This is a genomic window from Streptomyces sp. NPDC005566 (assembly GCF_040605575.1).
Lineage (GTDB): Bacteria > Actinomycetota > Actinomycetes > Streptomycetales > Streptomycetaceae > Streptomyces.
In genome coordinates this window covers 129,636-150,380 of record NZ_JBEXDB010000005.1, presented here as the reverse complement: position 1 = coordinate 150,380, position 20,745 = coordinate 129,636, and the positions used below count along the sequence as shown (strand labels likewise).

At 70.5% G+C, this 20,745-nt stretch carries 16 protein-coding genes and 1 tRNA gene; 6 read left to right on the top strand and 11 right to left on the bottom strand.

From position 1 onward, the window contains the following. Positions 1–126: 126 nt before the first annotated feature. The 4 genes from ABZS61_RS09815 to ABZS61_RS09800 form a co-directional block, all read right to left on the bottom strand. A complete protein-coding gene (locus ABZS61_RS09815) occupies positions 127–1,107 on the bottom strand; it encodes a ribose-phosphate diphosphokinase (RefSeq protein ID WP_356417642.1) in 981 nt (326 codons plus the stop codon). A gap of 119 nt (positions 1,108–1,226) precedes the next feature. Then, positions 1,227–2,714 carry a bifunctional UDP-N-acetylglucosamine diphosphorylase/glucosamine-1-phosphate N-acetyltransferase GlmU gene (glmU, locus tag ABZS61_RS09810; protein WP_356417641.1) on the bottom strand — a complete coding sequence of 496 codons (1,488 nt, stop codon included), beginning with the start codon at positions 2,712–2,714 and terminating at the stop codon, positions 1,227–1,229. Between the two features lie 109 nt (positions 2,715–2,823). Beyond that, positions 2,824–2,894 (bottom strand) — tRNA-Gln (locus ABZS61_RS09805). A 23-nt stretch (positions 2,895–2,917) separates the two neighbouring features. After that, a complete protein-coding gene (locus tag ABZS61_RS09800; protein WP_356417640.1) occupies positions 2,918–3,775 on the bottom strand; it encodes a hypothetical protein in 858 nt (285 codons plus the stop codon). A 156-nt stretch (positions 3,776–3,931) separates the two neighbouring features. Here ABZS61_RS09800 and ABZS61_RS09795 point away from each other — a divergent pair, with 156 nt between their 5' ends. Beyond that, positions 3,932–5,257, top strand: a complete 1,326-nt coding sequence (locus ABZS61_RS09795; protein ID WP_356417639.1) for a histidine kinase — start codon at positions 3,932–3,934, stop codon at positions 5,255–5,257. A 27-nt stretch (positions 5,258–5,284) separates the two neighbouring features. Here the strand turns inward: ABZS61_RS09795 and ABZS61_RS09790 are convergent, their stop codons facing one another. Next, positions 5,285–5,803, bottom strand: coding sequence for an SUKH-3 domain-containing protein (locus tag ABZS61_RS09790; RefSeq protein WP_356417638.1), 519 nt, complete (start codon positions 5,801–5,803; stop codon positions 5,285–5,287). Positions 5,804–5,813: 10 nt separating this feature from the next. Further along, a complete protein-coding gene (locus ABZS61_RS09785) occupies positions 5,814–6,338 on the bottom strand; it encodes a YwqJ-related putative deaminase (RefSeq protein ID WP_356417637.1) in 525 nt (174 codons plus the stop codon). A 260-nt stretch (positions 6,339–6,598) separates the two neighbouring features. On the opposite strand from ABZS61_RS09785, the gene ABZS61_RS09780 reads away from it, so the two are divergent. From ABZS61_RS09780 to ABZS61_RS09770, 3 genes are all read left to right on the top strand, one after another. Beyond that, complete coding sequence (locus tag ABZS61_RS09780; protein ID WP_356417636.1) at positions 6,599–7,576, top strand: SMI1/KNR4 family protein; 978 nt, start codon at positions 6,599–6,601, stop codon at positions 7,574–7,576. Beyond that, entirely contained in the window at positions 7,573–10,038 is a 2,466-nt protein-coding gene (locus ABZS61_RS09775) for an SUKH-4 family immunity protein (protein ID WP_356417635.1), read from the top strand. The genes ABZS61_RS09780 and ABZS61_RS09775 overlap by 4 nt, the downstream gene beginning before the upstream one ends. A 200-nt stretch (positions 10,039–10,238) precedes the next feature. Further along, a complete protein-coding gene (locus ABZS61_RS09770) occupies positions 10,239–11,132 on the top strand; it encodes a cellulose-binding protein (protein WP_356417634.1) in 894 nt (297 codons plus the stop codon). Between the two features lie 99 nt (positions 11,133–11,231). Here the strand turns inward: ABZS61_RS09770 and ABZS61_RS09765 are convergent, their stop codons facing one another. Next, the gene (locus ABZS61_RS09765; protein WP_356417633.1) at positions 11,232–11,684 is read right to left on the bottom strand and encodes a MarR family transcriptional regulator; all 453 of its coding nucleotides are present in this window, start codon (positions 11,682–11,684) and stop codon (positions 11,232–11,234) included. Positions 11,685–11,856: 172 nt separating this feature from the next. Here ABZS61_RS09765 and ABZS61_RS09760 point away from each other — a divergent pair, with 172 nt between their 5' ends. After that, positions 11,857–13,317, top strand: coding sequence for an MFS transporter (locus ABZS61_RS09760; RefSeq protein ID WP_356417632.1), 1,461 nt, complete (start codon positions 11,857–11,859; stop codon positions 13,315–13,317). Between the two features lie 136 nt (positions 13,318–13,453). On the opposite strand, the gene ABZS61_RS09755 is transcribed toward ABZS61_RS09760, so the two are convergent. The 3 genes from ABZS61_RS09755 to ABZS61_RS09745 all read right to left on the bottom strand — a co-directional run bounded on the left by ABZS61_RS09755 (position 13,454) and on the right by ABZS61_RS09745 (position 17,717). Beyond that, positions 13,454–15,103 (bottom strand): cation acetate symporter, encoded by a 1,650-nt coding sequence (locus tag ABZS61_RS09755; RefSeq protein WP_356417631.1) that lies wholly within the window; start codon positions 15,101–15,103, stop codon positions 13,454–13,456. Further along, positions 15,100–15,570, bottom strand: a complete 471-nt coding sequence (locus ABZS61_RS09750; RefSeq protein ID WP_356417630.1) for a DUF485 domain-containing protein — start codon at positions 15,568–15,570, stop codon at positions 15,100–15,102. The genes ABZS61_RS09755 and ABZS61_RS09750 overlap by 4 nt, the downstream gene beginning before the upstream one ends. Positions 15,571–16,256: 686 nt before the next feature. Further along, on the bottom strand, positions 16,257–17,717 hold the full coding sequence (locus ABZS61_RS09745) for an NCS2 family permease (RefSeq protein WP_356417629.1): 1,461 nt from the start codon (positions 17,715–17,717) through the stop codon (positions 16,257–16,259). A gap of 336 nt (positions 17,718–18,053) precedes the next feature. Between ABZS61_RS09745 and ABZS61_RS09740 the strand changes: the two genes are divergently transcribed. Further along, on the top strand, positions 18,054–18,668 hold the full coding sequence (locus ABZS61_RS09740) for a helix-turn-helix transcriptional regulator (protein ID WP_356417628.1): 615 nt from the start codon (positions 18,054–18,056) through the stop codon (positions 18,666–18,668). Between the two features lie 72 nt (positions 18,669–18,740). On the opposite strand, the gene ABZS61_RS09735 is transcribed toward ABZS61_RS09740, so the two are convergent. Beyond that, positions 18,741–20,423 (bottom strand): MFS transporter, encoded by a 1,683-nt coding sequence (locus tag ABZS61_RS09735; RefSeq protein ID WP_356417627.1) that lies wholly within the window; start codon positions 20,421–20,423, stop codon positions 18,741–18,743. Positions 20,424–20,745 lie beyond the last annotated feature (322 nt).

The window sequence follows — 20,745 nt, the reverse complement described above, 5'->3', positions numbered from 1 at the left end:
TCGATAACGGACTGCCCGCCCCATGAGAACTCATGAGAACGGCCTCCCTCGCCGAGCAACTCCGTGAGTCTACCCGGCGGGGAGGCCGCATCCCAAAGTGGATCACCCGCAGGTGGTCCGCAGGCGTCAGTCGCCCTGCTCCTCGAAGAGGCTCGTGACCGAACCGTCCTCGAAGACCTCCCGCACCGCACGCGCGATGGTCGGGGCGATCGAGAGAACCGTGATCTTGTCGATCTCCAGCTCGCCCGGGGTCGGCAGGGAGTCCGTGAAGACGAACTCGCTGACCTTGGAGTTCTTCAGACGGTCCGCGGCGGGGCCCGAGAGCACACCGTGCGTCGCCGTCACTATGACGTCCTCGGCGCCGTGCGCGAACAGGGCGTCCGCGGCCGCGCAGATGGTGCCACCCGTGTCGATCATGTCGTCGACCAGGACACAGACCCGGCCCTCGACGTTGCCCACGACCTCGTGGACGCTGACCTGGTTCGGGACGTCCTTGTCACGGCGCTTGTGCACGATCGCCAGCGGGGCGTCCAGACGGTCGCACCAGCGGTCGGCGACGCGCACCCGGCCGGCGTCCGGAGAGACGATCGTCAGCTTCGAACGGTCGACCTTCGCACCCACGTAGTCCGCCAGGATCGGCAGCGCGAACAGGTGGTCGACAGGACCGTCGAAGAAGCCCTGGATCTGGTCCGTGTGCAGATCGACGGTGAGGATGCGGTCCGCACCCGCCGTCTTCATCAGGTCCGCGACCAGGCGGGCCGAGATCGGCTCACGGCCACGGTGCTTCTTGTCCTGACGGGCGTAACCGTAGAACGGCACGATCACCGTGATCGAACGGGCCGACGCGCGCTTCAGCGCATCCAGCATGATCAGCTGCTCCATGATCCACTTGTTGATCGGAGCCGTGTGGCTCTGGATCAGGAAGCAGTCGGCGCCGCGGGCGGACTCCTGGAAACGGACGTAGATCTCACCGTTGGCGAAATCGAAGGCCTTCGTCGGCACGAGGCCGACACCCAACTGATGTGCGACCTCCTCGGCCAGCTCGGGGTGGGCGCGGCCGGAGAAGAGCATCAGCTTCTTCTCGCCGGTCGTCTTGATCCCGGTCACAGCACAGTCTCCTCAGACGTGTTTCTGGCGCTGCACGCATGTGTCCCGATGTGCAACGAGCCAGCCGAAATGGGTGAGCATCTATCACGGTACGCCGAGTCAGGCGCACCTGTTTCCGGTCAGCTTTCGCTGTCGGTCTCCTGGGTGGCGGCCTGAGCTGCCTGCGCCGCGGCACTGCCGGGACGCTTCCGGGCCACCCAGCCCTCGATATTCCGCTGCTGGCCCCGTGCGACGGCCAGCGAACCGGCCGGCACGTCCTTGGTGATGACCGAACCGGCCGCGGTGTAGACGCCGTCCCCGACCGTGACAGGCGCCACAAACATATTGTCGGACCCGGTCCGGCAGTGCGACCCGATCGTCGTGTGGTGCTTGGCCACACCGTCGTAGTTCACGAAGACGCTCGCCGCACCGATGTTGGTGTGGTCGCCGATCGTCGCGTCACCGACGTAACTCAGGTGCGGCACCTTGGTGCCCTCGCCGATCGAGGCGTTCTTCATCTCCACGTACGTACCGGCCTTGGACTTCGCGCCCATCCTGGTACCCGGCCGCAGATACGCGAACGGGCCGACCTGGGCCCCGGGGCCCACCTCGGCCCCCTGCGCGACCGAGTTGTCCACGCGGGCGCCCGCGTGCACGACGGTGTCCGTCAGCCGGGAGTTCGGGCCGACCTCGGCGTCCTCCGCGAGGTGCGTCGTCCCCAGCAGCTGGGTTCCCGGGTGCACGATCGCGTCACGCTCGTACGTGACCGTCGCGTCGATCAGGGTCGACGCCGGCTCCACGACCGTCACGCCCGCCAGCATGGCGCGCTCCAGGAGCCGCTCGTTGAGCAGCCGCCGGGCCTCGGCGAGCTGGAGCCGGTTGTTGATGCCGAGGATCTCCCGGTGGTCACCCGTGACCGAGGCACCCACCCGGTGACCGGCCGCGCGCAGGATCGACAGGACGTCGGTGAGGTACTCCTCGCCCTGGCTGTTGTCGGTGCGGACCTTGCCTAGTGCCTCGCTGAGCAGCCGCCCGTCGAACGCGAAGACGCCGGAGTTGATCTCCCGGATGGCCCGCTGGTCCTCGGTGGCGTCCTTGTGCTCGACGATCTCGATGACCGCGCCGGTGGCCGCGTCACGGACGATCCGGCCGTAGCCGGTGGAGTCCGGAACCTCGGCGGTCAGCACGGTGACGGCGTTGGAGTCGGCGGCGTGCGTCCCGGCGAGCGCGGAGAGCGTCTCGCCGGACAGCAGCGGGGTGTCGCCGCAGACGACGATCACGGTGCCGTCGACGGTGCCGCCGAGCTCCTCGAGCGCCATCCGCACGGCGTGCCCGGTGCCGTTCTGCTCGGCCTGGTAGGCGGTGCGCACGGGGGTGTCCCCGGCGGTGAGATGCGCGGTGACCTGCTCACTCGCATGGCCGACGACCACGACGAGGTGCTGGGGGTCGAGCTCGCGGGACGCGGCGACGACATGTCCGACGAGCGAGCGCCCGGAGATCTCGTGCAGGACCTTGGGAGTCTTCGACTTCATGCGGGTGCCCTCACCCGCTGCGAGGACGACGACGGCTGCCAGTGGGGCATCCCCTGTTCGAGCAGAGCCGAGAACTTGGGGAGTGTTGGCGCTCACGGATGTGCCCTTCGGCTTCGGGTGGTGGACATCCGCAGGATACCGGGGGTGTTTCCGCACGAAACGAGCGCGGGCCCCGACCGGTGAGGTCGAGGCCCGCGCTCGTGGGCTCCCGGGGAAGGAATCGAACCCTCATTCAATGGACCAAAACCATTTGTCCTGCCATTAGACGACCCGGGATGGTACGACGCTTATGTCCGAATTTACTTCTCGGGCAAAAGCGCAGCCCCTACTATGCCGTACCACCAGCCCTCGATGCGACGGTACAGCTCGGCGCTCTGGAGTACGTGGATCACGAGACAACCTCGGTAGTTCTCGCTGATGTTCTTCCGGTTGGTTGTGGGTTGATGTTTCTTCACCGAGGTCTTTCCGAAGCGCGATGGGTCGGCGCCCGCGTGCTCGGCCCAGAAGCGTTCCGCTTCGGGGATGTCGGCGGTCTCGTGGATGTGGACATGGAACCTGAGCCGCTCCGAGGAGAAACCGAGCAGGCGCAGCCAGGCGAGGTAGACGCCGATCATGTCCGGGTCGCTGTTGATGAAGGACACGCGTTCCTGGCGTCGGTAGGGCTTGGACTTGGTGCCCTCGGCCCAGTAGAGCCCGACTCCCACGAGGAACAGCTCACGCTCGCTGAGGGTTGCAGTTTCCTGTCGGGCAGCTTCCTTCGTCCGGCGGCGCTCCACCTCGCGTCGCTGAAGCGTGGCTTCCCAGCCCCGCCGGGCAATGGCCGAAGCGTCCTCGCGGGTCCGCGGGGGCGGCTTCGGCAGGTCCCGCACCCACAGCGAGATCGAGCTCTTCGAGCATCCCAGCTCCACCTGGATCGCGTCGTACGTCATGCCCTGCAGCCGCAGCTCCCGCGCTTTGGCCCGCAGGTCGTCCTTGGCGCGGGGGCGCTTCGTCCACTCCGGTGCCGACTCGCCCTTCAGCATGCGGTCGAGGATGCCGTTGTTGAAGATCTTCAGCCGGTCGCGGATCTGGCGGCGACTGAGGCCCTCGCGCCGGAGCGCGACCGCCTGCTCCCGGAGCTCCTCGAAGTTCTCGTACGTGCCACTGGCATGTGTCATACGAGAACGATCGTCCGGAATGCGGACGTCCGGCCCGGAAGGACGAGCGGTTCACCGGATCGTGGGATCTGCGCACCATTCGCGGCCCGGCCGGTGACTTCGTGTGCTGACGGAGTCGCCCGAAAATGGGATGCGTCCGCCCGTAGTCTGGATGCCATGACCGCAACGGGGGCAGACCTGGGAGCGGCGGGCTCGACCACCCGCAGCTACTGGTGGTGGGAACGGCGGCGCAGTGTCGCCCTGGACGTAGGACTGGCGCTGGTCTCGGCGCTGGAGTGTGCGCTGGAGGGGGTGGCGTTCGCCGGGGACACCGGGATGCCGGTGCCGATCGGGGTGCTTTTCGGGCTGCTGGCCGGGTCCGTGCTGGTGGTGCGTCGGCGCTGGCCGATCGCCGTGGTGCTGGTGTCGATCGCGACGACGCCCGCCGAGATGGGCTTCCTGATGGGGCTGGTCGGCCTGTACACGCTGGCCGCCTCCGACGTACCGCGCAGGATCACTGTCGTCCTCACGGGGATGACGCTCGTCGGCACGTTCATCGTCACCTATGTGCGGCTTCGGCAGAGCGTCAGCGATCATGCCGACTTCGGGCCGGGCGTCTGGTACGTGCCGTTGCTGTCGCTCTTCATGTCGTTGGGGATGACGGCGCCGGCCGTGCTGTTCGGCCTCTACATCGGGGCCCGGCGACGGCTCATGGAGAGTCTGCGGGAGCGGGCCGACTCGCTGGAGCGGGAGCTGTCGCTCCTGGCGGACCGGGCCGAGGAGCGGGCCGAGTGGGCGCGTACCGAGGAGCGGACCAGGATCGCCCGTGAGATGCACGACGTGGTCGCGCACCGGGTCAGTCTGATGGTGGTGCACGCGGCGGCGCTCCAGGCGGTCGCTCCGAAGGATCCGGCGAAGGCTGTGCGCAACGCGGCGCTGGTGGGTGACATGGGGCGGCAGGCGCTGACGGAGCTACGGGAGATGCTCGGGGTCCTGCGTACCGGGGACGCGCTGATCGCCCCGCCGGAGGGGCGGGTGCCGCTCGCTTCGGTGAGGCGGGCGGCTGCGGCTGCCGCGGCGGCGGCTGTGGAGGACGGGCCGCGGCTGCGGGAGGTGGAGGTGCTCATCGCGCAGTCCCGTGAGGCCGGTATGACGGTGGAGCTGTCGGTGGACGGTGAGTTGCGCCCGTACGCCCCCGAGGTCGAGCAGACGGCGTACCGGGTGGTGCAGGAGGCTCTGACGAACGTGCACAAGCATGCGGCGGGTGCGAAGACGTGGGTGCGGCTGGCGCATCGTGGTGCGGAGGTCGCGATGCAGGTGGAGAACGGGCCGACGGACGGTGCGACGGCGGATGCGGGTCTGCCGAGCGGTGGCAACGGTCTGGTCGGGATGCGGGAGCGGGTGCTGGGTCTGGGCGGTGTCTTCGTCTCGGGTCCGACGGACGCGGGTGGCTTCCGGGTCTCCGCGGTGCTGCCGGACACGTCCGGGCCGTCCGCGGCGTGAGGGTGGCGCGGGGGCGGTCCGGGTCGTTCAGCCCGCGGTGAGCCGTTCCGGCTGCGCTCCGCCGACGAGTGTCGCCAGTGCTCCGTCGATGTCGGATCCGAGGTACCAGTCCCCGGTGTGGTCGATGGAGTAGACGCGTCCTTCGTGGTCGATCGCGAGTACTGCTTGTGCGTCGCCCTCCTCGCCGAGGGGGGCGACCTCGGTGCCCAGTGCGCGTCCCAGGTCGCTGAGTGTCCGTGCCAGGTGCAGTCCGCTCAGGGGGTCGATGCGTACGGCGGTGGGTGCGATCTGCCGGCCGGGTGCGGAGGCGGTGATGCGCAGTCCGCCGAACTCGGCCCATGCTTCGACCGCGGCGGGGAAGACGGCGTGCAGGTGTCCGGCGGGCGAGGTGTGGGAGCGCAGGGCGTCGGCCCATTCCTCTGCCTGGCGGATGTTCCAGCGTCCGGGATGCCACCCGGCCTCGCGCAGTGCGGCGTCGACGGCGACGGGGAAGCGGGTGGTGGAGCTGCGGTCCTGTTGGGCGGGGACTTCGGTTCGGTCGTGCATCTGTTCGCGGTCAGCCCTTCTCGGCGGTGGTCGCTGCACCGGATGCGGTGAGGTCGACGGGGCGTACGCCGAAGTGGGCGAGCATTTCCGTGCAGGAGCGGCAGGGCGGTGCGTAGCTGCCGTGGAGCGGGTCGCCGTCCTCGCGGATGCGGCGGGCGGTGAGGCGGGCGTGTTTGAGTACGCGGCGGGCTTCGCCGTTGGTCAGGGGTTTGCGCTGGGCGCGCTTGGAGCGGCCGGTGTCGGCGGCGGTGAGTTGCCGGGACAGCAGTATCGCTTCGGGGCAGCGTCCGGTGAAGCGCTCGCGCTGGCCGCTGGTGAGGGTGTCGAGGAAGTCCTGCACGAGTGGGTGGAGCACGGGTGGCTGGTCCCCTTTGCCGGCCGTGCAGGTCAGTGTCTCTCCGCGTACGGACAGCGCTGCGGCCACGGCGGGCAGGATGCCGTCGCGGCGGTGCCGGAGCTGGGGTGCGGTGCCGGCTCCGGTGGTGCCCCAGCTGAGTCTCGGATCTCCGGATGTGACTGTCTGTGCAGTGTGCATGTGCTGGTGTCCCTCCCGTGCCCGCAGCGGCAGCTGCAGCCGTGCACGCCCCCGCGTTGCGGGGACAGCCTGCCAAATGTGCGGGGCGCTGGGGAAGCTGGGGCGGTGAAACGTGTCTGCGTGTCGCGGTTCGGTGGCCCGACCGTCGCACGTCCGTCACGCGACGGTGACGTTCGGTGAGTGGTTCGGAGGGGCGGGTCCCCTTGTTGCGCCACCGCATAGGCTGTGCTGAACACCAGACGCAGCAGGGGGCAACCGCCATGACGACAGGTCGGCTCGGGCAGCAAGCCGCGCCACCGAACGCGGCCTATGCCGGGCAGGTCGTGCACTTCCCGGATCCGGTCCGGGCGTCCCGCCACCCCAGAGGTGTGCGCGTGGACGAGAACGGCCGTCCGGAGCTTTCGCCGTACGCGCGGGCCGCCGCGGAGATCGCCGATCCTCCGCCGGGGTTCGGTATCGACGAGTTGCGGCTCACGGACTACGTGTCGGCGAACGCGGCCATGGCGGCGAGTGGGCATGAGCTGTGGGACACCATTCCGGCCGTGGCGACTCCGCACGGCTGGACGTGGCATCACGTGGCGGGTGGCCGGCGGATGGAGCTCGTTCCGGTCGAGGTGAAGGCGCTGCTGCGTCATCACGGCGGTCTGGCGACGACCGAGGTGGACCAGAACCGGCGGGGTACGCGGCCGTTGCAGGAGACCCGGCCGGCCCACTTCCGGTTGCCGAAGGGTGCGGTCGCGGTGACTGAGCAGCAGGTGCTGGGTGTCGAGGAGGATCTCGGTTACCGGCTTCCGGGTGCGTACCGCTCGTTCCTGAAGGCGGCGGGCGGTGCGGCCCCGGTGGGTGCGGCGCTCGACGCGGAGCTCGGGCTGCTGGTCGACCAGCCGTTCTTCACGGTGCGTGAGGAGGCGGCGGTGAACGACCTGGTGTACGTCAACAAGTGCTTGCGGGACCATTTCACGAAGGATTATCTGGGTGTCGGTTTCGTCCAGGGCGGCATCATCGCTGTGAAGGTGCGGGGCGGTGATGTGGGATCGGTGTGGTTCTGCGCGTACGACGATGCCCGGGACCAGGACGGCTGGAGCGTGCAGGAGCGCGTGGACCGGCTGCTGCTTCCCTGTGGTGCGGACTTCGACGCTTTCCTCCAGCGTCTGGCGGGTAATCCGCCGGAGCTGGAGACCGTGGCGAATCTGATGGTGGACGGCGGCTTCGCGCAGACCGTCCCGGTGGAGGGGTGAGCGCGGTGGTGACCTTCGCGCAGGCGCAGGAGCGGGCGGACGAGTGGGTCAACGGTGACGTGCCCGCGTATCAGCACCGTGAGGTGCGGGTCCGTGAGTTCGAGCTGGGTTTTGTGGTGTGGGCCGAGGACCGTGCGGAGGGCCCTGTTTCGGACGGGGGCCGTCAGCGGCTGGTGATCGCCCGGGACAGTGGTGAGGCCACGTTGTGGCCGGGGTTGCCCGTGGGTGAGGTGATCCGGCGGTACGAGGAGGAGTACGGGGTGTCCGATGCGGCGCCTGTTTCTCCGGAGCCGCCGGCGCGTATCGATCTGAATCAGACGTCGTTCCTGTTGAGCCCGCCGGAGTGGCTCCAGGAGGCGGCGGACAAGCTGGGGATTCCGGACCGGCGTGCGGAGGCTGCCCCGGGGGCGCCGTCGGCACCGGATCCCGTTCCCGCTCCGGTGCCCGTTCCCGCGCCGGGTCCTTCGGCCCCGGCGGGTTCGAGTGGTTCGGGTGGGTCGGGGTGGCCTGCTGCGGGCGGGCCGCGGGATTACGAGCCGACCGCGTCCGACGGGGTGCCCGCGGGTGCTACGCCATGGGCGGGTACGGACACGAACGCGGACTCGGACGAGGGTGCGGTGCCGTTGCCGGAGACGGTGTTCTCGCCGCCGCTGTCCGGGTCGGACGACGAGGGGACGCCGCCGCATGTCGTGTCGGCGGAGGCGCCCACGGCGCTGATGTCGGGGGGCAGTCAGCTGCCCAGGACCTCGATCGTTCCCGGACTGAACCCGCAGCCCGGTGCTCCGGGCGCGCCTGCGGCCGGGGCTGCCGCCATTCCCGCGGCTCCTGTCCGGACCCCGGCTCCGGGGAACAGTGCGGGTGACATAGCGGATGCGGCGACCAGCAAGGCCGTGGTCTCGCGCGGTGCGCGTGGGACGGGTTCGACGACTCCGCCGCCGCCCGGGGCGCCCGGTGTCCCGGGTGCGCGGCCCGGTGCGACTCCGCCGCCGTCGGGGCCGGGTGCGCCCGGTGCGCCGGCGGGTGGCTACGTACCGACGCAGCTCGTGTCTCAGCTGGGTCCGCCCGGTGCTCCGCAGCCGCCTGCTGCTCCGGGGCCTCCGGGGCCTCCGGGTCCTCCCGGTCCTCCTGGGGCGACGCCGCCTCCGGGTGGCGGGGTGCATCATGCGGCGACGATGTTCGCCGATGCGAGCATCGGCGGCCCGAACGCTCCGCGGCCCCCGGGTCCGCCCGGTGCTCCGGGTGCTCCGCAGCCGCCTGCTGCTCCGGGCGCTCCGCAGCCGCCTGTTGCTCCGGGGCCTCCTGGTCCTCCTGGGGCGACGCCGCCTCCGGGTGGCGGGGTGCATCATGCGGCGACGATGTTCGCCGGTTCGAGCATCGGCGGCCCGGGTGCGCCGCAGCCGCCCGGTCCTCCGGGGCCGCCGCCCGGGATGCCGGGTCCGCACACCCCGCCGCCTCCGGCGTACGGCTATCCGCAGCAGCCGGCCGGCCTGCCGACGGTCGGCCCGGGTTACCAGGCGGTGCTGCGCTTCCGCGCGCCCGATGGCAGTGAGCAGCAGCTGATCCGCCGTTCGGCGCCGGGTACTCCGCACCCGGAGTGGCAGATGCTGCACGAGCTGCGGGCGATGAACGTGCCGCCGCAGCAGGTCATCGAGCTGCACACGGAGCTGGAGTCGTGTGAGTTGCCGGGTGGTTACTGTGCGCGGATGATCCGGGAGACCTGGCCGCAGGTGCGGATCACGAGCGTTGCCCCGTACGGGACGGATCATGCGAGCCGGCAGCAGGGCATGCAGCATCTGCTGACGCATCAGGGTGAGTTGCACCAGGTCGCCGACGGTCCTGCGCGGCCGGCTCCGGTGCGGGCTCCGTTGCCGCAGATGCCGCCGGCAGGCGCGGTGGCGCCCGAGGCGCTGGCGGAGGAGCTGTTGCAGGCGTTCGGCCCGCAGGGTGTGCTCCGCTTCGATCAGCGTGCGGTGTCCCGTCAGGGTGTGCCGGAGGTGGTGGGGCGGACGCTCGTGTGGGCGGGGCTGCCCGCTGATTTCGGGCCGTTCTTCTGGGCGCAGCCGGGGCAGCCGGTGGTGCCGACGCTGGCCGAGCTGGCCGCGCAGCGTCAGGTGCAGCCGGCGTCGGATGCGGGTTCGTACCTGGTGATGGGGTCGGACTTCGGCCGTGCGATCTGTGTGCAGTACGGCACGGCGAACATCGTGGCGGTGCCGGTCGAGCCGGGTCCGGGTGGGCAGCCGGTGCCGCCGCAGTTCGTGAACACGGGGCTGCCGGAGTTCGTGCGGTGCATGGCGTTGCTGGGCCGGATGTGGCGGCTGCGGTTCGGGCTGAATCCGGAGCAGGCCGGCCGTTGGACGGTCGACTTCCAGGCGCAGTTGGTGGCTCTGGACCCGGCGGCGCTGGCGTCGCCGGAGAGCTGGTGGTCGGTTCTGCTGGAGCAGATGTGGGACGGGCTGCTCTGAGCTGACGTGTGCGGAGTGAGGCGCCCGGTCCCCGGCAGGGGGCCGGGCGCCTTTTGTGTCCGGTTGTGTCGGGGTCTGTGATGCCGGTCGCTTCCGTCCTGAATGCAGCTGATCGATTCCGACTTCTGGCACCAATTACCGCATCCTTGACGTATTGCTTGGTGGTCGGGGAGTCGGAGAGCGGGAAAGAGGCTGCAGGGATGAGTGGTGGACCGGTGTCCGCGCACGGTTTTGCCGGTGTACGGGGACGTGGTTACCGGCCGGAGCAGGTGGACCGCACGGTGGCCGCCCTGTCCGCGGAGCGGGACGGCGCCCGGGAGCGGCTCGCCAGGCTGACGGTTCTGGCGCAGGATCTGACGGCCGAATCGGCGCGGCTCGGCGAGGCGGTGGCTTTGCTGGCGCCGCAGACGTACGTGTCGCTGGGTGTGCGGGCCCAGGAGATCCTCGCCCTCGCGGAGGCCGAGTCGGAGGCGTCCCGCGGGGCGGCCCTGGAGGCGGCGCAGGAGGTGCGCGACGCGGCGGAAGCGGCCGGCCGTTCCGTCCGCGAGGCGGCGCGTGAGGATGCCGGGGGTGTGTGCTCGGCCGCCGATGCCCGTGCGGAGGAGGTGCTGGCCGCGGCGCGGGGCACTGCCGGGGCTCTCGTCGAGGAGGCGGGCCTGGAGGCCGGTGTGATGCGCGGGGCCGCCGAGTCGGAGATGGCGGAGACCCGTCGTCGTACGACCGGGGTGCTGGCCCATCAGGAGCAGGAGCATGCCGAGCGGGGCAGGGCCGCGGATGCGGAGACCGCTGGGGCCGAGGCGGCCGTGGCGGCACGCGAGGCGGAGCTGGTGGAGCGGGCCGAGGCGCTGCTGGAGCGGGCGCGGCGGGAGCTCTCGGAGTCCGAGGAGGAGGCCCGGCGCAAGCAGGAGGATGCCGAGGCGCAGGCCGCGGAGCTGCTCTCGGGCGCGCGGGTCGCCGGGGAGCGGGTGGTCAGGGAGACCGAGAGGGTGCTGCGGGAGCACGAGGAGGGCCGCGAGGAGGCACGGGCCCACATGGCGCACGTGCGCAGCTCGCTGGCGGCGCTGACCGGGCGTACGGCTCCGGCCGGGGACTGACAGGGCGGTCGGGGACCGGGGAGGGCTTACCGGGATTGAGGGGCGTCGCGTCCGGGAGGGAGGGCGGCTCAGGTCTCCGGGCGCGTCCGCGGCGGTCCGTCAGGGGCGCGGCCAGGGGCGTCGGGAAAGGTCTTCGATGCTGTTGTTGAAGCGCTTGAGGTAGCCGGCGAAGGCGGCGATGTCCTCGTCCGGCCAGTCGTGCATGACCCGGTCCAGGACATGCACCACGCGCTCGCGTTGCTCTGCGAGCAGCTGCATGCCCTTGTCGCTCATGCGGAACTTGCGGGCCATTCCGCCCGCCGGGTCGGGGATGCGCTCGATGAGTCCGGCGTGCATCGCGGCGGCGGTCTGCCTGTTGAGGGTGGACGCGTCGAGGCCGAAGGCGTCGCTCAGCTCGCCGATGGACATCGGCCCTTGGACGCTTATGCGGCTGAGGAGGATGTAGGCGCTCCGGTCCAGGAGTGCGGCCTTGTGACGTCCGCCTTTGTGGGCGAGCTCGTGACGCCCGAGCAGCATCTGCTCGTACTCGACCTCGTAGGTGGGCCTGGCCATGTGCTCTCGCCTCCTGCTCCGGGGCCGGTCGCGCGGGTGATTCCGTGGCCCCCCTCATGATCCCACAGGGCATGCATGGGACACATAACATGCATGACACACTAGACATGTACGATACACATCGCCGGTCCCGGTGGCCTGTATGCAGACAATCGCCAAGGAGTCCCCTTTCATGGATGCCCCCCAGCCGACAGCCAGATCAGGCGGTGTGATCGCCACGCTCGCCTTCGCCGGCATCGTGGCGGCGATCATGCAGACCCTGGTCACCCCCCTGATCGCGGAACTGCCGCAGCTCCTCGACACGTCGTCCTCCAACGCCGCCTGGGTGATCACCGCCACCCTGCTGGTCTCGGCTGTCTGTGTGCCGGTGTCCGGACGGCTGGGCGACCTGCTGGGCAAGCGCCGGATGCTGCTCGCGTGTGCCGTGCCGCTGATCATCGGTTCGGTGGTGTGCGCGCTCGCGTCCTCCGTCGTCCCCATGATCATCGGGCGTGGTCTGCAGGGCATGGGCATGGGCATGGTGCCGCTCGGTATCGCTCTGCTGCGTGACGTGGTGCGGAAGGAGAAGCTGAGCTCCTCCATCGCCCTGGTGAGTGCCTCCATGGGCATCGGCGGCGCCCTCGGCCTGCCGATCGCCTCGGCGGTCGCCCAGTACGCGAACTGGCGGGTGCTGTTCTGGGGCTCCGCCGTGCTGGCACTCGGCATCTTCGCCCTGATCTGGTTCCTGATCCCGGACGTCCCGGCCGGTGCCAAGGGGCAGCGTTTCGACGCACCGGGCGCCATCGGCCTGGCCGTCGGTCTGGTCTGCCTGCTCCTCGCCGTGTCCAAGGGCGCCGAGTGGGGCTGGACCTCCGCGACGACCCTGGGCCTGTTCGTGGCCTCCGTCGTGGTGCTTCTCGCCTGGGGGTTCTGGGAGCTGCGGACGAGGGACCCGCTGGTCGACCTGCGGACCACGGCCCGCCCCCGCGTGCTCATCACCAACATCGCGTCGCTCTTCGTCGGCTTCGGCATGTACGCCGGCATGCTGATCGCGCCGCAGCTGCTGCAGTTCCCCGAGGCCACCGGCTACGGCCTGGGCCAGTCGATGCTCCAGGCGGGCCTGTGGATGGCCCCCGGCGGCCTCATGATGATGTTGGTCTCTCCGTTCGGCGGGAAGCTCACCGACGCCCGCGGGCCGAAGTTCACACTGATCTCCGGTGTGGCGGTCATCGCCGCCGCCTACGGGCTGGGCGTCCTCCTGATGGGCTCCGCCTGGGGGCTGATGCTGTTCCTCATGGTCAGCAGCAGTGGTGTCGGCCTTGCCTACGGTGCGATGCCCGCCCTGATCATGAGCGCGGTCCCGGCGTCCGAGACGGCCGCCGCCAACGGGTTCAACACCCTCATGCGCGCTCTCGGCACCTCGATCGGTGCCGCGGTGATCGGCGCGATCCTCTCGCAGATGACCATGGAGGCGGGCGGCTTCACCCTCACCTCCGAGGACGGGTTCCGCACCGGCCTGATGTTCGGCTGCGGTGTCGCCCTGGTCGCCGTGGTGATCGCGGTGTTCATCCCGGCCGTTCGCGGCTCAGCCGCCCGCACCGGCGAAGAGGCCGAGGCGCCCGCCTCGCCGGAGGTCGCCGCGGTCAAGAGCTGACCCGGTACGCCTTCCCGTACGCCGAACTGCCCGGCTCCGGACTCCCTGTGGGGAACCGGAGCCGGGCAGTTCGGCTGTGGCGCCGGCCCCCACACCCCCGTGGAAAACACGGAGTGCTCGGCGGAACCGGCCGCGCTCACCGGGCGTACGGCTCCCGCGGAGAACTGAGCGGGCGGCTCGCGGGTGGGGCGCCGGCCAGGATCCAGGGTTCGACGGCTTCGTACTGGCGGCGCTGTTCGTTGTCCGTGCCCCGGCCGAGCACGGTTCCCAGCCAACCCGCGAGGAATCCGAACGGGATGGAGACGAGCCCGGTCGTGGTGAACGGATACCAGTTGATGTCGCGTCCGGGGAACACGGAACCGGGTGAGCCGGAGACGAGGTTGGTGCCGGTGATGAGGACGAGGACGCACGCGGTGCCGCCCAGGAGCGTGCAGAGCAGTCCGGTGCGGGTGAAGCGCCGCCAGAACATGCTGTAGACGAGTGCGGGGGCGATCGCCGATGCGCCGATGCAGAACGAGAGCGTGACGAGTGCCTGGACGTTCCAGTGCCGGGCGAGTACGGCCAGGACGACGGCGAGTGCTCCGACTCCGACCGCGGCCGCCTGCGCGGTGGCCATCTCGGTCCGGCCCGCGACGGGTTCCTTGCCCCGGTCGCGCATGCCGTGCAGTCCGTGGGCGAACAGGTCGTGGGCGAGGGAGTTGGCGCAGGCCAGGATCATTCCGGCGACGGAGGCGAGCAGGGTCAGGAAGATCGCCGTGGTCATGGTGGTGACGACGAGTGCCCCGATCGCGCCGCCGCCGGCGACGGCTCCGGCGACCTGGAGGATCGCGCTGTTGCCCTGGGCTCCGGCTGCGGTGATGAGGTCGTGCCCGACGAGTGCCGCGGCGCCGAAGCCGATGACGGCGAGCAGCAGGCAGAGCCCGACGACGACGCAGACCGCCCAGGACAGGGAGCGGCGGACGGCTTGTGCGCTGCGGACGCTCGTCATCCGCATGGTGATGTGGGGGAGGCAGGCGCCGCCGAGGACGACGGTCAGTTCGGAGCTGATCATGTCGAGGTCATTGCCGCCGAACTGCAGTCCGGAGTGCAGGTAGGCGGCGCCCGCGCCGCTGCCGCGTTCGGCGGCGGCCAGGAGGGCGCCGGCGTCCCAGTCGAAGCGGTTCATGACGAGTACGGAGACGAGGAGTCCCGCGCCGAGGAGCACCACGGTCTTGATGATCTGGATGAGTGCGGTGCCCTTCATCCCGCCGATCGCCGCGTAGCCGATCATCACGACGCCCAGGGTGATGATGGAGCCGGTGCGGAATCCGGAGCTGTCGAAGCCGAGGATGAAGGAGAGCAGGTTGCCGCTGCCGGCGAGCTGGACGACCATCAGCGGCAGCAGGGCGGCGAGGGTGACCGTGCAGGAGGCGATGCGTGCGGCCCGGCCGGGGGCCCGGCGGGTGAGCATGTCGCCCATGGTGAACCGGCCCGCGTTGCGCAGGGGTTCGGCGAGCAGGAACATCAGCAGGACGAGCGAGAGCATGGTGCTGAGGGCGAGGACGAGGCCGTCGTGGCCGGTGAGGGCGATGACGCCGGTGGTGCCGAGGACGGTGGCGGCGGAGAAGTAGTCCCCGGCGATGGCGAGGCCGTTGCGCAGCGGGGAGAGCGAGCGGTAGCCGGTGTAGAACTCGTCGAGGTCGTCGCGGTCCGGGCCGGTCATGACGCAGAGCAGCAGGGTGATGCTGGCGACGGCGATGAACGCCGTGAGGGACATGGTCTGGGCGGACTCGTCGAATCCGTTCATGGGCGTGCTCCGCTCCGGCGGCGTTCGGTCGGTCCGTCGTCCCTGTCGTGGCGGGCGCCCCGGTTGCGCAGTCCGGCGCAGAGCGGGTCGACGGTGCGCCGGGCGGTCCACTCGTAGACGGCGATGGCCACGAGGGTGACGGGGAGCTGGCACAGGCCGAGGAGGAGGCCCGTCGTGAGGCCGCCGTCGCCCACGGGGTCGGTCATCAGGCCGGGTGCGTATCCGGACAGCAGGAGGAACAGGGTGAAGTAGCCGAGCGCGGTCAGTGTCGCGACGCGTCGCAGCACCCGGTAGGCCGTGCGCAGCCGCCGCAGGTCGCCGTGGTGGCCGGGCGCGGGGACGGGGACGGTGGCGGGGGCGGGCCAGCGCGGGGGTGGCTGCGGTGACGAACTCTGCCAGGGCAGGAGGTACTCGCCCGGGTACGGGGGTGGCTGCGGGCGCTGTCGCGGTGGCCGGGGAGGGCGCATGCGGGGAGGGGGGAAGGCGGGTTGCGGCGGGAGCGGGGGTTGCCGCCGCGGTGGGTAGGGGGGTTGGTGCGGGTGGTCGTACGACATCGGGTGCTGCTCCTTGCATGGCTCGGGTCCGTGGACGGACTGCAAGGCAGGAGCGCGGGTGCGCTGTAGGAGCGCGAACGTTACTCGCGGGTATCGCCGCTGGGGAGGGTTACGGCCGAACTACCTTCGGTAACCTTCCAGTTGTCTAGTCCTTGAGACCCTGGGTGGCGTTCGCGCGCTCGCCCGGCGCACGGCTCGCCCCTTGGGTGGCCCCGAGGCGCTTCGGCCGGCGAGGGTTGTCGGTCGGTGTCGGAGGGTTCCTGCACCGTCGCCCCGGTGGTCGCGGAACCGGCGGCGACTCCGCGCGTCACAGCAGGGTCCACCTCTGCCGGAACTTCCTCTTACGCGTGATCCACGACGTGGGGGCCCGGCACCAGGCGGGTCGAGGTCTTTGACGCCTGCCCGGATCGTCCGCCGGCCGGTCCGTCCCGGCCGGTGCCGGGGCGCCGGGGCGGGCTGCTTCTGTTCGGAGTGAAGGGGAGCCTCGCTCACCTGCGTCGGAGATGCCCGCGGACGCGGTCCTCGGATGCGGTCCACCGGAAGCGGTCCCCCGGGTGCGGTTCGCACCCGGGGGACCGCTTCGCCTGTGGTTCTCGGTGCTACTTGATCCCGAGGATCTGTTCCAGCGGGTCGATGGCGAAGTAGACGAGGAAGAGCACCGCGGTGCCCCAGAGCAGCCAGTGGACCTCGCGGGCCTTGCCCATGCACGCCTTGATGATGACGTAGGCGACGAAGCCGGCGCCGATGCCGTTGGTGATGGAGTAGGTGAACGGCATGACGACGATGGTGAGGAACGCCGGGACGGCGAGCTCGTAGCGGTCCCAGTCGATGTGCTTGACCTGGGTCATCATCAGGAATCCGACCGCGACGAGTGCGGGGGACGCGGCCTGCATCGGCACGATGGTCAGGATGGGGGTGAAGAAGAGGGCCAGGGCGAACAGGCCGCCGGTGACGAGGTTGGCGAAACCGGTGCGGGCGCCTTCGCCGACACCCGCGGCGGACTCGATGTAGGTGGTGGCGGACGAGGAGGAGGTGGCGCCACCGGCGACCGCGGCCGCCCCGTCGATGAGCAGGACCCGGCCCAGGCCGGGGACCTGGCCCCGTTCGTCCAGGAGCCCGGCTTCGGCGGTGACGCCGACGACGGTGCCCATCGTGTCGAAGAAGTCCGACAGGATGAGGGTGAAGATGAGCAGGACCACCGTCAGGACGCTGATCTGCCCGAACGAGCCGAGCAGGTCGAACTGGCCGAGCAGCCCGAAGTCGGGTGCGGCGACGGGCTTGTCGGGCAGGGAGGGGGCGGTCAGACCCCAGGACTTGATGTCGGCGAACGCGTTGACGACGATGGAGAGGACGGTCATCAGGACGATGCTGATGAGGATGGCGCCCTTGACCTTGCGGGCGAGGAGGACGACCGTCACGATCACGCCGAGGCAGAAGACGAGCATGGGCCAGCCGGCGAGGGTGCCGGTGCCGAGCTGGACGGGAACGGTGGTGTTCGCGGCGTCCGGGATGCGGGTGACGAACCCGGCGTCGACGAAGCCGATGAAGGCGATGAACAGGCCGATGCCCACGCTGATGGCTTGCTTGAGGGCCTGTGGAATGGCGTACATGATCGCTTCGCGCAGGCCGGTCGCCACCAGTGCGCAGATCAGCAGGCCCTCGAGAACGACGAGGCCCATCGCGTCGTCCCAGGACATCAGGGGGACGACCTGGTAGGCGACGACGGCGTTGAGGCCGAGGCCCGCGGCCAGGGCGAGGGGCAGGTTGCCGCCCACACCCATGATCAGGGTCATCACCGCGGCCACGAGGGCGGTGGCGGTGACCAGCTGAACGGTGTCCAGTTGCTCGCCGAACTTGTCCTTCGCACCGCCGAGGATGATCGGGTTGAGCACGAGGATGTACGCCATGGTGAAGAAGGTGGCGAAGCCACCGCGTACTTCCCGGCCGTAGGTCGATCCGCGTTCGCTGATGCGGAAGAACCGGTCGAGAGTGCCGCCTGATCTGGTCGGCGGTATATCGGCCGTATCTCTGTCGACCGGGCTGGTCTTGCTGGGGTGCATGACGGTGTCTCCTGGGCCTGCAACGGACGGGGGGAAAGGCGAGCCGCCGCTGCCGGGCACGGGTGACAGGCAGTTGTGAGAACACGTGTGCGGCGCCTTGCGTGCGGATCTTACGTGCCAGGGCCGGGCCGACAAGTGCCTTGCGCCAGGCCTTAGTTGTTGGCCAAAAATGATCCGTCTGTTCCTACGGAATCGCCGGTGATCTATTGCGTCAAACCATGATTCAGGCGACAGCGGCCATGGATTTTTCGGTGACCTCCCCGCTACGTTCTGTGCGTGCATCCTCCACCCCCTTTCAACGCGCGTGCTGCCCGAGCTCTGCGTGAAAAGCTCGGGATGGCCCACGGCCACGTCGCCTACGGCATGCGGGCCTCCTTCGGGATGGCTCACGTCACCCCCGGTCACATCGAGGCCTGGGAGCGCGGCACCGCACTGCCCGAAGCGAGTGAACTCGCCGCGCTGGCCGGCGCGTTGTGGTGTCATCCCCGCGAACTCATGGGGCGTCCGCGCACGTTGCGGGAGCATCGCATCGCCCGTGGGGTCGCGCCCGAGGACGTCGCCCGCGCCACGGGCCTGCCTCTGGGCGCCTACGCCCGTATGGAGGAGACGGGCCAGTGGACCGGGGACAAGCGGCAGTCCGCGAAACTCGGCAGTCTGCTCAACCTCCCTCCGCGCGACTTCGTCACCATCACCGGGCTCGAGGACGAACTCGCCCGGCTGCTCACCGAAGCCGTCACCACCCGGTGGCAGGCGCACGTTCGCGCCATCGCCAAGCTCATCGTCGCGGACCGCAAGGAACTGCACGAGCCGCTGGACGCCATGTACCACGAGTACCAGGCCCTCATGGCGGCCACGCTCAGCCGGGCCGGTGGCAGTACGGCCTCCGGTGAGGACGGGCGACGCTACGTCGAGGAGATCGTCGACCACTTCTGGGCCCGTCTGCCGGAGTAGCCGCGCCCGGCCCCCCGGCCGGGCGGCCCGGTGGGCCTGTGCGGTCCGCTGGGCCTGGGTGTTTCCCGAGGCTCAGCCCTTCGGGGCCGGGGCGGCGGTGTCCTCGTGCTCGGCCAGTACCGGGAAGCGGCGCGGGGCGAGGAACACCACGACCAGCAGTGCCAGTCCGGCCGCCACGGCCGCGCCGACGAAGACGTGGTCGGTCGCGGTGTCGACGGCGCGGCGCAGGTAGTCGGTCGCCGCGCCGGTCAGCGCGCCCGGATTCTCCAGGGCGTGAGAGATGGCGTCGAGGTCGCCGGGGAGGCCTGTGACGGGGGCGTCCGCCAGCCGGGAGGCGAGTGCCGCGTTGGCCACCGCCCCGAAGAGAGCGGCCCCCAGGCTCTGTCCGACCTGGCGGCAGAACAGCACGGACGCCGTCGTCGTACCCCGCTCGGACCAGCCGACCGTGGACTGGACCCCGACGATCAGCGGGAGCTGGAAGAGGCCGAGCGCCGCGCCGAGCAGCAGCATGAGCAGGGCGGGTTGCCAGGCGGCCCCGGGGAAGGGCAGCAGAGGGAAGGCGATCAGGACCAGCATGGCACCGGTCATACCCGTGATGGCGGTGCGCCGGAAGCCGATCCGGTTGTAGATCCGGTCGGCGAGCGCCGCGGACACGGGCCAGCTCAGCGTCATGACGGAGAGGACGAAACCGGCGGCGATCGGACCGAGGCCGAGGACCGACTGGGCGTACGTCGGAAGGAAGACGGTCGGCGCGACCATCAGCAGCCCCATCGCGCCGAGGGCCAGGTTGACCGAGGCGATGGTGCGGCGCCGCCAGACCCAGCCGGGAATGACGGGTTCGTCGGCGCGCCGCTCGATGACGACGGTCAGGGCGGCCAGCGCGGCGCTCGCACCCAGCAGACCGAGCGAGGGGGCGGAGAGCCAGGGCCAGGCGACCCCGCCCTGTACGAGTGCGGTCAGCAGGAGCGCGCCGGTGGCGAAGACGGCGAGGGCGCCCGCCCAGTCGATGCGGGGCCGGGTGGCGGGGCGCGGCCGGGCGGGTTCGTGGAGGTGGCGGACCACCAGCCAGAGGGCGACGGCGCCGACCGGCAGGTTGATCAGGAAGATCCAGCGCCAGTCGGCGTACGCGGCCAGCAGCCCGCCGACCGCCGGGCCGGCGACGGCCGATGCGGCCCAGACGGTCGACAGCTTGGCCTGGATCTTCGGGCGCTCCCTGAGCGGGTAGAGGTCGGCGGCGATGGTCTGGACGGTGCCCTGGAGCGCACCGCCTCCGAGGCCCTGGACGACGCGGAAGGCGATCAGGGCGGCCATGTTCCAGGCTGCGGCGCAGAGCAGGGAGCCGGCCAGGAAGAGGATGATGCCGGCGACCAGGACGGGCTTCCGGCCGAAGGTGTCGGAGAGCTTTCCGTACACCGGCAGCGTGACGGTCACTGCGAGGAGGTAGCCGGAGAAGAGCCAGGAGAAGACGGCGAAGCCGCCGAGATCGCCGACGATCTGCGGGACGGCGGTCGCGACGATGGTGCCGTCGATGGCGGACAGGCCCATCCCGAGCATGAGTGCGGCGACCACGGGACGGCGGCTGCGGGTGGTCGGCCCTCCGGCTGCCGCCCCGGGGCCGGTTGCCGCGGACGGGCCGACGCCGGTGCCGCCCGTGCTGCCCGCTCCTCCTGTGCCGTCGGTGCCGCCCCCGCCGCCCAGGCCGGCCGTGCCGGCCGCGCTGTCCGTGCCGCCCACAGGGTTTCCTTCCCTATGCATCTAGTTTCCCGGGCCACTGTCCCACCGTCGGGGGCCGGGCGGCAGGGGGCGGCCGAGGGATGAGATCCCCTACCCAGGTATCCCTCCGAGGTCGCAGACCCCTAGGGGGAGCTCCGTACTTCTGCCCAGGGACGGTTCCTCCCGGCGGAGGACGTGCCGGCGAGGTCCCGTTCCTTACCGTGTTCTTACACCGCGGTTGCGGCTGACCGCAGAGGGCGGGGTGGGGAAAACCCCACCTGAAGACTGCGCTGGGCACCAGCGCGCCGGACCCCCTCCGCACACGAGACTCGGAACGTACACAGAGACGTCCAGGCATTGACGG

Coding starts and splice junctions, on each gene's coding strand:
- ABZS61_RS09735 (WP_356417627.1), bottom strand. CDS start 20,423: ATGCATAGGGAAGGAAACCCTGTGGGCGGCACGGACAGCGCGGCCGGC.
- ABZS61_RS09740 (WP_356417628.1), top strand. CDS start 18,054: ATGGCCCACGGCCACGTCGCCTACGGCATGCGGGCCTCCTTCGGGATG.
- ABZS61_RS09785 (WP_356417637.1), bottom strand. CDS start 6,338: ATGCACACTGCACAGACAGTCACATCCGGAGATCCGAGACTCAGCTGG.
- ABZS61_RS09770 (WP_356417634.1), top strand. CDS start 10,239: ATGAGTGGTGGACCGGTGTCCGCGCACGGTTTTGCCGGTGTACGGGGA.
- ABZS61_RS09745 (WP_356417629.1), bottom strand. CDS start 17,717: ATGCACCCCAGCAAGACCAGCCCGGTCGACAGAGATACGGCCGATATA.
- ABZS61_RS09800 (WP_356417640.1), bottom strand. CDS start 3,775: ATGACACATGCCAGTGGCACGTACGAGAACTTCGAGGAGCTCCGGGAG.
- ABZS61_RS09750 (WP_356417630.1), bottom strand. CDS start 15,570: ATGCGCCCTCCCCGGCCACCGCGACAGCGCCCGCAGCCACCCCCGTAC.
- ABZS61_RS09795 (WP_356417639.1), top strand. CDS start 3,932: ATGACCGCAACGGGGGCAGACCTGGGAGCGGCGGGCTCGACCACCCGC.
- ABZS61_RS09790 (WP_356417638.1), bottom strand. CDS start 5,803: ATGCACGACCGAACCGAAGTCCCCGCCCAACAGGACCGCAGCTCCACC.
- ABZS61_RS09755 (WP_356417631.1), bottom strand. CDS start 15,103: ATGAACGGATTCGACGAGTCCGCCCAGACCATGTCCCTCACGGCGTTC.
- ABZS61_RS09760 (WP_356417632.1), top strand. CDS start 11,857: ATGGATGCCCCCCAGCCGACAGCCAGATCAGGCGGTGTGATCGCCACG.
- ABZS61_RS09765 (WP_356417633.1), bottom strand. CDS start 11,684: ATGGCCAGGCCCACCTACGAGGTCGAGTACGAGCAGATGCTGCTCGGG.
- ABZS61_RS09780 (WP_356417636.1), top strand. CDS start 6,599: ATGACGACAGGTCGGCTCGGGCAGCAAGCCGCGCCACCGAACGCGGCC.